The sequence below is a fragment of the Pseudomonas arabinosi genome (genome assembly GCF_047758675.1).
Classification (GTDB): Bacteria; Pseudomonadota; Gammaproteobacteria; order Pseudomonadales; family Pseudomonadaceae; genus Aquipseudomonas; species Aquipseudomonas arabinosi.
Window position 1 is genome coordinate 6,887,599 of record NZ_CP180480.1, and the last position, 14,205, is coordinate 6,901,803.

15 protein-coding genes and 1 tRNA gene are annotated in these 14,205 nt (G+C 59.5%); 8 read left to right on the top strand and 8 right to left on the bottom strand.

Annotated features, from left to right (window positions below; genetic code table 11):
* The first annotated feature begins 10 nt into the window (after positions 1 to 10).
* The 3 genes from ACMXYJ_RS31845 (at position 11) to ACMXYJ_RS31855 (ending at position 3,458) form a co-directional block, all read left to right on the top strand.
* Positions 11 to 1,330 carry a S41 family peptidase gene (locus ACMXYJ_RS31845; protein WP_415758308.1) on the top strand — a complete coding sequence of 440 codons (1,320 nt, stop codon included), beginning with the start codon at positions 11 to 13 and terminating at the stop codon, positions 1,328 to 1,330.
* Between the two features lies 1 nt (position 1,331).
* On the top strand, positions 1,332 to 2,114 hold the full coding sequence (locus ACMXYJ_RS31850) for a divergent polysaccharide deacetylase family protein (RefSeq protein WP_415758309.1): 783 nt from the start codon (positions 1,332 to 1,334) through the stop codon (positions 2,112 to 2,114).
* A gap of 105 nt (positions 2,115 to 2,219) precedes the next feature.
* On the top strand, positions 2,220 to 3,458 hold the full coding sequence (locus ACMXYJ_RS31855) for a trypsin-like serine peptidase (RefSeq protein WP_415758310.1): 1,239 nt from the start codon (positions 2,220 to 2,222) through the stop codon (positions 3,456 to 3,458).
* A gap of 3 nt (positions 3,459 to 3,461) precedes the next feature.
* On the opposite strand, the gene ACMXYJ_RS31860 is transcribed toward ACMXYJ_RS31855, so the two are convergent.
* From ACMXYJ_RS31860 to ACMXYJ_RS31890, 7 genes are all read right to left on the bottom strand, one after another.
* A complete protein-coding gene (locus ACMXYJ_RS31860; RefSeq protein ID WP_415758311.1) occupies positions 3,462 to 4,217 on the bottom strand; it encodes a substrate-binding periplasmic protein in 756 nt (251 codons plus the stop codon).
* Between the two features lie 78 nt (positions 4,218 to 4,295).
* Complete coding sequence (gene hisF / locus ACMXYJ_RS31865; RefSeq protein WP_007972752.1) at positions 4,296 to 5,066, bottom strand: imidazole glycerol phosphate synthase subunit HisF; 771 nt, start codon at positions 5,064 to 5,066, stop codon at positions 4,296 to 4,298.
* A 9-nt stretch (positions 5,067 to 5,075) separates the two neighbouring features.
* Complete coding sequence (gene hisA / locus ACMXYJ_RS31870) at positions 5,076 to 5,813, bottom strand: 1-(5-phosphoribosyl)-5-[(5-phosphoribosylamino)methylideneamino]imidazole-4-carboxamide isomerase (protein ID WP_007897434.1); 738 nt, start codon at positions 5,811 to 5,813, stop codon at positions 5,076 to 5,078.
* Between the two features lie 42 nt (positions 5,814 to 5,855).
* Positions 5,856 to 6,113: a DUF2164 domain-containing protein gene (locus ACMXYJ_RS31875; protein ID WP_008024930.1), complete on the bottom strand. Its 258-nt coding sequence runs from the start codon at positions 6,111 to 6,113 to the stop codon at positions 5,856 to 5,858.
* Positions 6,114 to 6,752, bottom strand: coding sequence for an imidazole glycerol phosphate synthase subunit HisH (hisH, locus tag ACMXYJ_RS31880; protein WP_415758312.1), 639 nt, complete (start codon positions 6,750 to 6,752; stop codon positions 6,114 to 6,116).
* A complete protein-coding gene (hisB, locus tag ACMXYJ_RS31885; protein ID WP_003218037.1) occupies positions 6,752 to 7,345 on the bottom strand; it encodes an imidazoleglycerol-phosphate dehydratase HisB in 594 nt (197 codons plus the stop codon). The genes hisH and hisB overlap by 1 nt, the downstream gene beginning before the upstream one ends.
* A 269-nt stretch (positions 7,346 to 7,614) precedes the next feature.
* Complete coding sequence (locus tag ACMXYJ_RS31890; RefSeq protein WP_415758313.1) at positions 7,615 to 9,279, bottom strand: OFA family MFS transporter; 1,665 nt, start codon at positions 9,277 to 9,279, stop codon at positions 7,615 to 7,617.
* A gap of 220 nt (positions 9,280 to 9,499) precedes the next feature.
* On the opposite strand from ACMXYJ_RS31890, the gene ACMXYJ_RS31895 reads away from it, so the two are divergent.
* The 5 genes from ACMXYJ_RS31895 to ACMXYJ_RS31915 all read left to right on the top strand — a co-directional run bounded on the left by ACMXYJ_RS31895 (position 9,500) and on the right by ACMXYJ_RS31915 (position 13,711).
* Entirely contained in the window at positions 9,500 to 9,904 is a 405-nt protein-coding gene (locus ACMXYJ_RS31895; protein ID WP_415758314.1) for an acetyl-CoA sensor PanZ family protein, read from the top strand.
* A 78-nt stretch (positions 9,905 to 9,982) separates the two neighbouring features.
* Positions 9,983 to 12,199 carry an AsmA family protein gene (locus ACMXYJ_RS31900; protein WP_415758315.1) on the top strand — a complete coding sequence of 739 codons (2,217 nt, stop codon included), beginning with the start codon at positions 9,983 to 9,985 and terminating at the stop codon, positions 12,197 to 12,199.
* Positions 12,196 to 13,263, top strand: coding sequence for an A/G-specific adenine glycosylase (gene mutY, locus ACMXYJ_RS31905; RefSeq protein WP_415758316.1), 1,068 nt, complete (start codon positions 12,196 to 12,198; stop codon positions 13,261 to 13,263). Before ACMXYJ_RS31900 ends, mutY begins: the two co-directional genes overlap by 4 nt.
* The gene (locus ACMXYJ_RS31910) at positions 13,260 to 13,532 is read left to right on the top strand and encodes an oxidative damage protection protein (RefSeq protein ID WP_008149405.1); all 273 of its coding nucleotides are present in this window, start codon (positions 13,260 to 13,262) and stop codon (positions 13,530 to 13,532) included. Before mutY ends, ACMXYJ_RS31910 begins: the two co-directional genes overlap by 4 nt.
* Before the next feature lie 103 nt (positions 13,533 to 13,635).
* Positions 13,636 to 13,711, top strand: a tRNA-Phe gene (locus tag ACMXYJ_RS31915).
* A gap of 161 nt (positions 13,712 to 13,872) precedes the next feature.
* Here ACMXYJ_RS31915 and ACMXYJ_RS31920 read toward each other — a convergent pair.
* On the bottom strand, positions 13,873 to 14,142 hold the full coding sequence (locus ACMXYJ_RS31920) for a YceK/YidQ family lipoprotein (protein ID WP_415758317.1): 270 nt from the start codon (positions 14,140 to 14,142) through the stop codon (positions 13,873 to 13,875).
* Positions 14,143 to 14,205: the final 63 nt, after the last annotated feature.

Below are 14,205 nucleotides of genomic sequence, written 5' to 3' on the forward strand. Positions count from 1 at the left end.
TTCGTTCGACATGCTGCATTTGTCCCGCCTTACCTCGCTGGCCCTGACGATCGCCCTGGTGATTGGCGCGCCTCTGGCGTTCGCCGCTCAACCTGCTCCGGCAGTCGCGCCTGCGGGCACTGCTGCGACCACCAAGGCGCCATTGCCTCTGGAAGAGTTGCGCACCTTTGCCGAGGTCATGGATCGGATCAAGGCTGCTTATGTCGAACCGGTGGACGACAAGACCCTGCTGGAAAACGCGATCAAGGGCATGCTCAGCAACCTCGACCCGCACTCCGCCTACCTGGGCCCGGAAGACTTCGCTGAATTGCAGGAAAGCACCAGCGGCGAATTCGGCGGCCTGGGCATCGAAGTGGGCGCCGAAGACGGTTTCATCAAGGTGGTTTCACCGATCGATGACACCCCGGCTTCCAAGGCTGGCATTCAGGCCGGCGACTTCATCGTCAAGATCAACGGCCAGCCGACCCGCGGCCAGAGCATGACCGAAGCCGTGGACAAGATGCGCGGCAAGATCGGCCAGAAAATCACCCTGACCCTGGTGCGCGACGGCGGTACGCCGTTCGACGTGACCCTGTCCCGCGCCATCATTCAAGTGAAGAGCGTGAAGAGCCAGTTGCTGGAGTCCGGCTACGGCTACATCCGCATCACCCAGTTCCAGGTCAAGACCGGCGACGAAGTCTCCAAGGCTCTGGCCAAGCTGCGCAAGGACAACGGCAAGAAGCTCAAAGGCATCATCCTCGACCTGCGTAACAACCCGGGCGGCGTGCTGCAAGCGGCGGTGGAAGTGGTCGACCACTTCATCACCAAAGGCCTGATCGTTTACACCAAGGGCCGTATCGCCAACTCCGAGCTGCGCTTCTCCGCCACCGGCAAGGACGAGAGCGAAGCCGTGCCAATGGTCGCGCTGATCAACGGAGGCAGCGCCTCGGCATCGGAAATTGTCGCCGGCGCCTTGCAGGATCAGAAACGCGCAGTGGTCATGGGTACCACCAGTTTCGGCAAAGGCTCGGTACAAACCGTGCTGCCGTTGAACAACGAACGCGCACTGAAGATCACCACGGCGCTGTATTACACGCCGAACGGTCGCTCGATCCAGGCTCAGGGCATTGTTCCGGACATCGAAGTGCGCAAGGCCAAGATCACCAACGAGCAGGACGGCGAATACTTCAAGGAAGCCGATCTGCAAGGTCACCTGGGCAATGGCAACGGCGGCGCCGACAAACCGACCAGTTCCAGCGGCAAAGCCAAGGCGATGCCGCAGGATGACGACTACCAATTGGCCCAGGCCCTGAGCCTGCTCAAAGGGTTGAGCATCACCTCCGGCCGCTGAGATGCGCCTGCGGTTATTCCTCGGACTGCTGTGTTGTCTGGCGGGTGTTGCTCACGCAGCGCCCGCCCCTCAAAAGGCCTACATCACTCTGATCATCGATGACCTGGGGCAGAACCTGCCCCGGGATCGTCGCGTGCTCGCCCTGCCCGGCCCGGTCACCACGGCGATCATGCCTGACACACCCCACGCCACCGAATTCGCCCGCGAAGCCCATCGCGCCGGCAAGATCGTCATCCTGCACATGCCCATGGACCCGGCCACCGGTCCGTTTGCCTGGCATCCCGACTTGCCCATCGAAGAGCTTGAGAAACGGCTGAACGCAGCGTTCAAAAGGGTGCCGTACACCGCTGGCATCAATAACCACATGGGCAGCCGCATGACTTCTCAGCCGGTCGCCATGGCCTGGCTGATGGCGGACTTGCAGCGTCGGCACAAGTTCTTCGTCGACAGCCGCACCAGTGCGCAAACCGTTGCCGCTCAACAGGCGCAGAAAATCGATCTGGCGAGCGTTTCGCGGGATGTGTTCCTGGATGACGAGCCCACTGAGGCCGCGATCTTTACTCAGCTACAGACGGCTATCAGCCTGGCGCGCAAACAAGGTTCTGCGGTGATGATCGGGCATCCGTATCCGCAGACATTAGCGGTGCTTGAACGTGAACTGCCCAAGCTCAAGACTCAGGGCATTGAGTGGATCGATATCAAACAGATGATCAGCGTGCGCGGCAATCGTGCAACGGCAGCGCACGGCAAGGATGGCCAGTACCGCCTCCCGACCGCCCGATAATTCCTAGCAGCCCACTCCATTTTCGCGATAACTATTTATACCTGCCGGTACACCGACCCGTGCCACGATAGCGCTTACCCTGAATTTCATCACCAAGGAATGGACATGAAATACTTCAGTTTCTTTTGCTTCCCCGGCCTGATTGGCCTGCTGGCCATTTCCGCCGTGCAGGCCCGCGATCTGGGCGAAGGCGCCGTCAACGACTCACCGTCAAGGGCACTGCAAAACAGCGAACATTTTTATGAAATCTGGAGCGGCGTGGGACGACTCAGTCTCCAATCAGGCAAGACCTGCAGCGCCGTTCTACTGGATACGCGAAACAGGCAAGGCCGAGCCACCGGCCCTGCTTACCTGCTCACCAGCGGTCATTGCGTGTTGTTTCAGTACGGTTCGGCGCGGACCCATCGGCCTTTGAAAGCCAGCGTCACTTTCCACTACTTTCATGACATGCCACAGCGTAAGCGCCGATATGCCATCAGGACTGCCCGATGGAGCAGTCTGGTCGGGACCGATCTTGCAGTACTGGAGGTCGACGCAACATTAGCGTCGCTGATACAGGCCGGGGTCAACCCGCTCAAGCTGGCGTCCCATCAAACCAACGAGAGTCATGATGCGCTTAACATTGGCGCGCCGAGCGGCTTTACCGAACAAGGGCTTCGATTGAGTGCCTGCGCTGAACAAACCGCCGGAACGTTCATCGATCACCCCGGGGTGTTCCCGCTGGCCATGAAAAACAGCTGCGACCTTCACCCTGGCAGCTCCGGTAGCCCGATGCTGAACCGCCGCACCAATGAAATCACCGGCATCGTCAGTAAAGTCGTGAGCTCGCGCAATACACCAACGCCGCCTGGCTGTGAACACTCGACGTCCTGTACAGCTGCCCGTTTCAACTACAGCTACTCGGCCAACTTTCTGCACAAGTGCTTTATTGACGGTGTCTTCACCAGCGATGGGGTGGACTGTTCGTTGGAGCCGGTCGAGCTGACTGTCACGGAGCCCTGGAAGCTCAAGTCATACGTTCATAGAACGCAAAACGTGGATGAGCAGATTGTATTGCCTACGTGGGACTTCAGGTTCTCCCTCGAGGCGCCCTTCTATCGCTACAAAACGGTCCATAACGCCAGGGATTGCAAAGCTTCCGACAATTACAGCGCCGCCATCAGCGCTGAAGATGCTTACATCAATACTGAAATCGGGCCACAAAGCGGCGCACATGCACTGTGCATTATCGGCGTCGCCTCAGGGGAGCATCTGCTGACAAGGGCGATGTTGAACAACGTGTTTACAAGTGCCGTGTACTTGAGCGCAACGCCGGCCGCTCCGTCTCAGGTTGTATCGAGGTGATGGTTACAGATACTTCGCCATGATGTCGTCCACCACGCCTTCCTTGCGTAGCTGATCCAGCGCCGCTTGCAGCTTGGCCACGACGTCATCCGACACGTCCTTGTTCAACGCCAGGTATAACTCGGCGCTGTTGAAGCGCAGCACGGTCTTGAGCCCGGTTACCCCGTCCTGGCGCGCCAGATAGCGTCCGGCGGGGTCGCCGGTAGCCCACAGGTCGATCTGACCGCTGACCAGCTTCTTCGCGTTGTCCTGATCACGCAGCACAACAATCGGCTTCAGCCCTTGCTTGGCCAATGTCTCGGCAATCGCATCGCCCTTGTAGGCGCCGATCTTGTATTTGCGCGCCTGCTCCAGCGACTCAAGGCTGATCTTGCTATCGGCCTTGGCCAGCATGATCCAGTCATCCGGTCCGATCGGGCCAACCCACTTGAACAGGTTCTCGCGATCCGGCAACCGCGCCATCACAAATACGCCGTAACCGGGCTTCTCCAGGGCGAGCTTGTAGATTCGCTCCCAAGGGAAACGCAGCGTCAGGCTGTAGGTGACTTCGGCGCGTTTGAACATCTCGCGGACGATGTCCACGGCGATGCCATTGATGTTCTCGTCCTGAGCGAAGTTCTTGCCGTTCTTCGCCATGTTGTAAGGGGGGAAATTTTCAGTCAGCAACACTAGACCGGTGTCGGGATTTTCTGCGGCATGCGCTCCATTGACGAGCAATAGAGAAGCGCTGGCGAGGGCAAGAAGAAGGCGTCTAAGCATGTCTGGCTACCGAGATCCATGGCGTACCCAAGAGTGCCCTGAGCCCGCCATGATGTCCACTGGCCTGTACCGGATTGTTTAGCGCATCACGATGCCGCGATGTGCCATGTAGGCCTTGGCTTCCTGCACGGTGTATTCGCCGAAGTGGAAAATACTCGCCGCCAATACGGCGCTGGCGTGACCTTCGATAATGCCATCGGCCAAATGCTGCAGGTTGCCGACACCGCCGGAAGCGATCACCGGAATCCCCAGCGCATCGCTGATGGCGCGGGTAACGCCCAGGTCGAAGCCGTTTTTCATGCCGTCCTGGTCCATGCTGGTCAGCAGGATCTCACCGGCGCCCAAGCCTTCCATCTTCTTCGCCCATTCAACGGCGTCGAGACCGGTTGGCTTGCGACCGCCGTGGGTGAAGATTTCCCAGCGCGGGGTCTCGCCCGGGCCGGAGACCTTCTTGGCGTCGATGGCAACGACGATGCACTGCGAACCGAAATGCTGAGCCGCTTCACCAACAAACTCAGGATTGAATACCGCAGCCGTGTTGATCGAAACCTTGTCCGCCCCAGCATTCAGCAGGTTGCGAATGTCCTGCACGGTACGCACACCGCCGCCCACAGTCAGTGGGATGAACACCTGGCTGGCCATGCGTTCGACGGTATGCAGCGTGGTGTCGCGACCGTCAACGCTAGCGGTGATGTCGAGAAAGGTAATCTCATCGGCACCCTGCTCATCGTAACGACGGGCGATTTCCACCGGGTCGCCGGCGTCGCGGATGTTCTCGAACTTGACGCCCTTGACCACTCGGCCGTTATCCACGTCCAGGCAAGGGATGATGCGTTTGGCCAGCGCCATGGTCAGTCCTCAGCCTTTGTACGAATCGCAGAAAGCTTGCGCTTCAGCGACATCGAGAGTGCCTTCGTAGATCGCCCGGCCGGTGATCGCGCCAATGATGCCAGGCGCCTTGGCGTCGAGCAGCGACTTGATATCACCGAGGTTGTGGATGCCACCGGACGCGATGACCGGGATCTTCGTCGCGGCGGCCAGGGCGGCGGTGTACGAAACGTTGCAGCCCTGCATCATGCCGTCTTTGGCGATGTCGGTATAAACGATCGCGGACACGCCGTCGGCTTCGAACTGCTTGGCCAGGTCGATCACCTGAATGGTGCTGATTTCAGCCCAGCCGTCAGTGGCGACAAAACCGTCTTTGGCATCCAGACCGACAATCACTTTGCCCGGGAACGCGCGGCAGGCTTCGGCGACGAAGGCCGGATCTTTCACGGCTTTGGTGCCGATGATCACGTAGCTCACGCCAGCTTTGACGTAGTGTTCGATGGTTTCCAGGGAACGGATACCGCCGCCGATCTGGATCGGCAGGTTCGGGTAGCGCTTGGCGATGGCGGTGACCACTTCGCCGTTGACCGGCTGGCCTTCGAAGGCGCCGTTCAGGTCGACCAGATGCAGACGACGGCAACCGCCTTCCACCCACTTGGCAGCCATGCTCACCGGGTCATCGGAAAACACCGTGGAATCTTCCATGCGGCCCTGGCGCAGACGAACACAGGCACCGTCTTTAAGATCGATAGCGGGAATAATCAGCATCTGGCAAACCTTCAAATTCGATTGTTCAGCTTCGCTCGAAAATCAGTTTTTCTCGAGCGCCCACAAGTCGCTTTCGATGCTTTCGAACCTCTCTTTGAGGTGCGTCTGCACATCGAAAATCGCCCTGTTGTAATAGTGCGGCGCAATTTCACGGGTAAACAGCTCAAGGATTTCGGCCGCTTCGAACGAACCCAGGTCCAGTTCGAAGCGGTCCTCCATGAAACGCTTGATCTTGTGATTGGCCTCGTTCTCCTGTTCGGGAGTGAGGGTCAGGATCGGTGGCTTCTTCTTGACGGCCATTTACCAGCGACCATCCCACGCGGCGAAGTTCTGCAGCAATTGCAGGCCATGGGTATGGCTCTTCTCCGGGTGGAACTGAACGGCGAAACGCGAGCCATCGGCCAGCGCGGCGGCGAAATCGACACCGTAGTGACCGCCACCCACCACTTGCCGCGGGTTGCCGGCAGCGATGTAGTAGCTGTGCACGAAGTAGAAACGCGCCAGGTCAGGAATGTCGTGCCACAGCGGGTGACTCACCTTCTGCTGCACTTCGTTCCAGCCCATGTGCGGGACTTTCAGGTGTTCGCCATCTTCGTGCAGGTCTTTGCCGAAGAACTTCACCGCGCCCGGGAACAGGCCGATGCAGTCAACGCCGTCGTTCTCTTCACTGCTGTCGAGCAAGGCTTGCATGCCGACACAGATGCCGAGGAACGGGCGGTCCTGGCTGACTTCACGCACCAGCGAATCGAAGCCCAGGCGACGGATCTCCGCCATGCAGTCGCGAATCGCGCCGACGCCGGGGAAAACCACCCGGTCGGCTTCGCGAATCACATCGGCATCGCTGGTGATCAAGACCTTGCCGGCACCGACGTGCTCGAGGGCCTTGGCCACCGAGTGCAGGTTGCCCATGCCGTAATCGATAACCGCGACCGTCTGCATTACAGAACGCCTTTGGTCGATGGCATCTGACCGGCCATGCGGTCATCCAGCTCTACCGCCATGCGCAGGGCGCGGCCGAAAGCCTTGAACACGGTTTCGATCTGGTGGTGAGTGTTGGTGCCGCGCAGGTTGTCGATGTGCAGGCTGACGAGCGCGTGGTTGACGAAGCCCTGGAAGAATTCCTGGAACAGGTCAACGTCGAAGCCGCCAACGGTGGCACGGGTGTAGGGAACGTGCATCTGCAGGCCTGGGCGGCCGGAGAAGTCGATCACCACGCGCGACAGCGCTTCATCGAGCGGCACGTAGGCGTGGCCGTAGCGACGGATGCCTTTCTTGTCGCCGATGGCTTTGGCGAAGGCCTGACCCAGGGTGATACCGACGTCTTCCACCGTGTGGTGATCGTCGATATGCAGGTCGCCCTTGCTGACAATATCCAGGTCGATCAGCCCGTGACGGGCGATCTGGTCCAGCATGTGCTCAAGAAAAGGAACACCGATATCAAATCGGGCCTTTCCGGTGCCATCCAGGTTGATCGAGGCTTTGATCTGGGTTTCCAGAGTGTCGCGCTCGACTGACGCCTTACGTTCGGCCATCACCAGCTCCGCAAAATCATTGGGCGAAAAAGGCAACCATTATAGGGGCGCGGGCGCCAAACAGAAACACGGGAGGTGATATGACTGACGGAGTGAATTCCGTCTTGTCGGGGATAGACATGTCCATACAAGCCATTCGAATGGAACACAAAACAAATGTGGGAGCGGGGCTTGCTCGCGAAGAGGGAGTGTCAGTCGACATTAACGCCGCCTGACACACCGCCTTCGCGAACAAGCCCGCTCCCACAGGGGTGATGCGTTTACTTAACTTAGTGGAACAACACTGCGGTTTTTTGCAGGGTCACCCAAACACCCCACGCCAACGGAATCCCCACCACCAGCCACGCAGCAATCGCCAGCGGACGTGTGCCCGGTGCCGCTTTCCACTCCAGCGAAGTGCTGGCATCAGCGCCCTTGTCGTGGCCCAGCGCCTGTTCGGCGGCCAGTTCAGCGTCGGTCATGAAGTACTTGTCAGCCACCGGACGCACCAGCAGGTTGCAGATGAAACCCAGCACCAGCAGGCCTGCAAGGATGTACAGGGTGATGTCGTAAGCCGCGGCGCGTTCAACGCCGATGCTCAGCTGATACTCACGCAGGTAGTTCACCAACACCGGCCCCAACACGCCCGCCGCCGCCCACGCTGTCAGCAGACGACCGTGGATCGCGCCGACCATTTGCGTACCGAACAAGTCCGCAAGATACGCAGGGACAGTCGCAAAACCACCGCCGTACATCGACAGGATGATGCAGAACGCAGCCACGAACAGCGCAACATTGCCCAGGTGACCGAGGTTCGGGATCAACGCGTACAGCGCAAAACCGAGCGCGAAGAACACGAAATAAGTGTTTTTGCGGCCCAGGTAATCCGAGAACGAGGCCCAGAAGAACCGGCCACCGATGTTGAACAGGCTCAGCAAACCGGTGAAGCCGGCAGCAATTGCCGCGATCGAGGCCAGTTGCCCAGCGTCCAGTTGACCAAACGTCTGGTCAGTGCCCAGCAATTTACCGGCGAATACTTCCTGCAACAGCGGCGAAGCCATGCCGAGGATGCCGATACCCGCCGAAACGTTCAGGCACAGCACCAGCCACACCAGACGGAATTGCGGGGTTTTCCACGCCACGTTCACGTGGACGTGACGGTGGGTGATCATCGCGTTGGAAGCTTTCTTCGCCGGAGCGGTCCAGCCTTCAGGCTTCCAGCCGGTTGGCGGAACGCGGTAGGACAATGCGCCACCGATCATGAACACGAAGTAGATCGCGGCCATCACCAGGAAGCTCTGCCACACGCCGACGCTGGTTGGCGAAGCGAAGTGGCCCATCAAGGCTGCGGCCAGCGGAGCACCGACCATCGCGCCACCACCAAAACCCATGATCGCCATGCCTGTGGCCATGCCGCGCTTGTCCGGGAACCACTTGATCAGGGTCGAGACCGGCGAGATGTAACCCAAGCCCAGGCCGATACCGCCAATGACCCCGGAGCCGATCCACATCAACCATATCTGGTGGGTATAGACCCCCAGCGCTGAAATCAGCAGACCGCCACACCAGCACAGCGCCGATACAACGCCAGCCTTGCGTGGCCCGGCATGTTCCAGCCAGCCGCCCCAAATGGCGGCCGAGCAACCAAGGAAGATAAAGAACAGGGTGTAGATCCAGCCGAGCATCGAGATTGGCCAGTCACATTGGGACGAGAAGACTTGCGAGATGAAGCTCATGTCCGGGGCACAGGTCACTGCCTTGGTCACGCCCAACGCTTTGGACAGTGGCAACCAGAACACCGAAAAGCCGTAGGCCATGCCGATGCAAAGGTGAATGGCCAGGGCGGCCGGTGGTACCAGCCAGCGGTTGAAACCGGGCTTGGCGATGATGCGTTCCTTGGACAGGAACGCGGGCTGGTCGGCTTTTAGGCCGTCCGCCGTGATGCTCGTGGTCATGGTGTATCCCCCAATTATTAGAATGGTTCGTCAGCGCTCCTCACCCCCAGCCTTTATGCGCACGCATGACTGTTTTTGAGGTGAAGCTCCATTTTGGCGCGACATCACGTCGCAGAAGGACGGACGAACCGGCAGAGGTTACCATCTGTACGTGACAGAAAAATCAAAGTGATATCACCTTTTGTACGTCAACAGTTCTCGTACCACTGCAGGAGCCCTCATGCCGATCATTGTCGAGCCGCTGATCGAAGCCACTTATCAGGATCAGCAAGATCTGCAGAAGATCTACCGCGACGCTCCGCACGGGCTGTTTGCCCCGTTTTCCGGGGATTTGCAGCTGATCGAAGCCTGCCTGGGCGATGGTTCGCTGATCGCTGGACGCTTCAATGACCGGTTGCTTGGAGCGGCTCGTTTGCAGCGGCAGACTGATGTTTGGCACTTGTCCCAAATATGCGTACGAAAAATTACCCGTCGTCGTGGCGTAGCCGAGCGCCTGGTGAACGAAGCGCGGAAAATGGCGTCGCAAGCGGGTGTGACATTGCATCTGTTGGCGCCTGCCGGGCATCTGGAGGCGCAAGCGCTGGCGGCCAAACTGAAAATACCGCTGGATGGGTTGCCGACGTGATCGCTGACCGGTCGTCCGCTGCGGAGCGCTATACTCCCCGGCTAAATTTCGAATTCGACTAACTACAAGGACTCGCCCATGAAAGCGTTCGGCAAAATCCTGGGTCTGGTACTTCTCGGGCTGTTGCTGATCATTGTGGCGCTGGGCTTTGCCCTGACCCACCTCTTTGATCCCAACGACTATAAAGACGAGATTCGCCAGATAGCCCGCGACAAGGCCCACATCGAGCTGACGCTCAATGGCGATATCGGTTGGAGCCTGTTCCCGTGGCTGGGCCTGGAATTGCACGAAGCCAGCGTCGCAACCCTGGCCAAGCCCACCGAGCCGTTCGCTGACTTGCAGATGCTCGGCCTGTCGGTTCGCGTGTTGCCGCTGCTGCGCCGTGAAGTGCAGATGAGCGATGTACGCGTCGAAGGCTTGAACCTGCGCCTGACCCGCGACAAGGACGGCCACGGCAACTGGCAAGACATCGGCAAGGCACCGGCCCCGGCCACGCCGCCCGCGACCACTGGCGAACCAGCACCCGAGACCACCGCCCAAGCGGAAAAACCGGCCCAGCCGATTCGCCTGGACATCGACAGCCTGACCGTCAACAACGCCCGCGTTGAGTACAGCGACGAGAAAACCGGCAAGCAATTCAGCGCAGAAAGCATCCAGCTGAGTACCGGCCCGGTGCATGACTCCACGAACATCCCGGTCAAACTCACCGCGTTCCTGGGCACCAACCAGCCGGTTTTGCGTGTCCGCACCGAGCTCAACGGCGAGCTGCGTTTCGAGCGTGCCCTGCAGCGCTACAAATTCGAAGACATGAAACTCTCCGGCGAAGTGGCTGGCGATCCGCTGCAAGGCAAAACCATGACCTTCGCCGCCCAGGGCCAGTTACTGCTCGATAAAGCCGCGAACGTCGCCGAATGGACTGGCATCAAGATCTCCGCCAACCAACTGCGCGCATTGGGTGAACTGAAGGTCAACGACCTCGACAAAACCCCGCAAATCAGCGGCGGCCTGTCGATCGCCCAGTTCGATCTGGCGAAATTCGTCGACAGCATCGGCCAGAAGCTTCCGGCGATGGCTGAAGGCAGCCTGAGCAAAGTCGAGTTAGTCAGCCGTCTGGCTGGCACGCCGACCAGCGTGGTGCTCGACAACATCAACCTGAAAGTCGACGACAGCACCTTCAGTGGCCGCATCGCCGTCGAGGACTTCGCCAAACAATCGCTGCGGGCGAACCTCAAGGCCGACACCTTCAACGTCGACCGTTATCTGCCACCAAAATCCGCCGAAGCCAGTAGCGCGACGCAGGTGCGTAAGGCCGAAGTGGCCAACACCGAGGCCGAGGCCATGGCTGGCGCGGGCAGCACACCGCTGCCGCAAGCACCGACCAAAGACGCGTGGAGCAACGAGCGCCTGTTGCCGGTGGAGCGCCTGGCCAAACTCGACGTGGACGCTGACCTCACCTTCGGTCAGTTGACCCTCGATAAATTGCCGATCCAGAACGCTGCGCTCAAAGCCACAGGCCAGGGCGGCCTGCTGACACTGGAAAGCCTTCGCGGCGACCTGTACGACGGCAACTTCGACGCCAAAGGTACGCTCGACGTGCGCCAACAGGTGCCAGCGCTGAACATGCAGACGAGCATCAGTAGAGTACCGGTGGAAAAAATCCTCGAAAGCCAGGGTAAAAATCCACCGGTCAAAGGTCTGGTGACGCTCAACAGCAGCCTGACCGGCAGCGGCAACAGCCAGAAAGCGCTGATCGAAACCCTCAACGGCAACGCCAGTTTCATCATCAACAACGGCGTGCTGCTCAATGCCAACCTCGAACAGCAGCTGTGCAAAGGCATCGCCACCCTGAACCGTAAATCCCTCAGCGGCGAGCCAAGGGGCAAGGACACACCGTTCCAGGAGCTCAAGGGCAACCTGACCTTCCGTAACGGCGTGGCCAGCAACCCGGACCTGAAAGTGCGCATCCCGGGCATGACCGTCAACGGCGACGGCGATGTCGATCTTCGGGTGTTGGGCATGGATTATCGCGTGGGCGTTATCGTCGAAGGCGACAAGAGCGACATGCCAGACCCGGCTTGCCAGGTCGGCGAGAAGTTCGTCGGCATCGAGTGGCCGCTGCGCTGCCGTGGCCCGCTGGAACTGGGCGCCAAGGCTTGCCGCCTGGATAACGAACGCATGGGCCAGGTCGCAAGCAAACTGGCTGGCGAAAAAATCAGCGAAAAAATCGACGAGAAGCTTGGCGACAAAGTCAGCCCTGAACTGAAAAACGCGTTGAAGGGGCTGTTCAAGCGATGAGAGCCGAGCAGTTTTCATCGGCGGTGCTGGACTGGTACGACCGCCACGGCCGCCACGATTTGCCCTGGCAACAAGGCATCACCCCGTATCGGGTGTGGGTCTCGGAAATCATGCTGCAGCAGACCCAGGTCAGCACCGTGCTGAACTACTTCGACCGCTTCATGGCTTCGTTGCCGACGGTCGAGGCCCTGGCCGCCGCGCCGGAAGATGAAGTCCTGCACCTGTGGACCGGCCTTGGTTACTACACCCGTGCACGCAATCTGCAGAAGACCGCGAAGATCGTCGTCGAGCAGTACGGCGGCGAGTTTCCCCGCGATGTGGAAAAGCTGGTTGATCTACCGGGCATCGGCCTGTCCACAGCCGGCGCCATCGCCAGCCTGAGCATGGGCCTGCGGGCGCCGATCCTCGACGGCAACGTCAAACGGGTGCTGGCGCGCTTTACCGCGCAAGAGGGTTATCCGGGCGAGCCAAAGGTCGCCAAACAGCTGTGGGCGAACGCTGAGCGCTTTACGCCGCATGATCGGGTTAACGCCTACACCCAGGCGATGATGGATCTGGGCGCCACGCTTTGCACCCGTAGCAAGCCGAGTTGCCTGCTCTGCCCGCTCGAAAAAGGCTGCGAAGCGCACATGCTTGGCCTGGAGACGCGCTACCCGATCCCCAAACCGCGCAAAGCCGTGCCACAGAAGCGCACGCTGATGCCGATGCTCGCCAACGGCGAAGGCGCGATTCTGCTTTACCGTCGCCCTTCCACGGGCTTGTGGGGCGGTCTATGGAGCCTGCCGGAACTCGACGACCTCGACGACCTGCAACATCTGGCTTCGCAGCATTCGCTGGAACTTGGCAGCCAACAGGCGCTGCCGAGCCTGGTACACACCTTCAGTCATTTTCAGTTATCCATCGAACCCTGGCTGGTTCAGGTCCAGGAGGCCGGCCATCACGTGGCCGAGGCCGACTGGCTCTGGTATAACCTCGCCACCCCGCCGCGCCTGGGCCTTGCCGCCCCGGTCAAAACCTTGCTCGAACGCGCGGCCGCCGTATTGAACGCAGGAGAGTCGTCATGACCCGCACCATCATGTGCCGCAAGTACAAAGAAGAATTGCCCGCCCTGGAGCGCGCTCCATTTCCTGGCGCAAAAGGTCAGGACATTTTTGACCACGTCTCGGCCAAAGCCTGGGCAGACTGGCAAAAGCACCAGACCCTGCTGATCAACGAAAAACGCCTGAACATGATGAACGCCGAAGACCGCAAATATCTTCAGGGCGAGATGGACAAGTTCTTTTCCGGCGAGGAATACGCCAAGGCTGACGGCTACGTTCCGCCGGCTGAATAATCCCGCATTTTCGAGGGTCGGAACGTAAGCGACGGTAATAATTAAAATTTTTTTGAAAACTTTCTTGACGACCCCCCGAAAAACCAGTTTAATGCGCCCCGTTGCCCAGATAGCTCAGTCGGTAGAGCAGGGGATTGAAAATCCCCGTGTCGGCGGTTCGATTCCGTCTCTGGGCACCAAATACCGAAAACCCTGAATCGCAAGATTCAGGGTTTTTTTATGCCTGGGATTTGATCAGGCGCGGTTCGACTGATGAACCCACGGTTATGCCGTCATCCGCACATCGTTAACCCGACTGCCAGCCTGAGGCATCACAAGATGCTTCAGGCTGAAGCAAACGTCATAGCGTGTTGACGTAATCCACTGGCAACAACACGGTGTCCAGCGCTGCATCCACCGGCAGCGACACCACCGTGATCAGCGGGCAGACGATCATGAAGTAACACATGACAGCCGCCGGCATACCGCTACTGCCGCCACCCCTCGCGCCAAGCAAATGCAGGTCGCCATCAACACCCTTGTAGTAATTCTCTTCGGACGCGCCATTCAGTCGGCCGATCATTGTTCCGCAACCCGCGAGCATCAATACAAGGCTCACGACAGAACCCACACGCAAAATCCCTTTCAAGTTCAGCATCCCTTCCAACGCGTTTTATGAGGCGCGGGAGTGTAA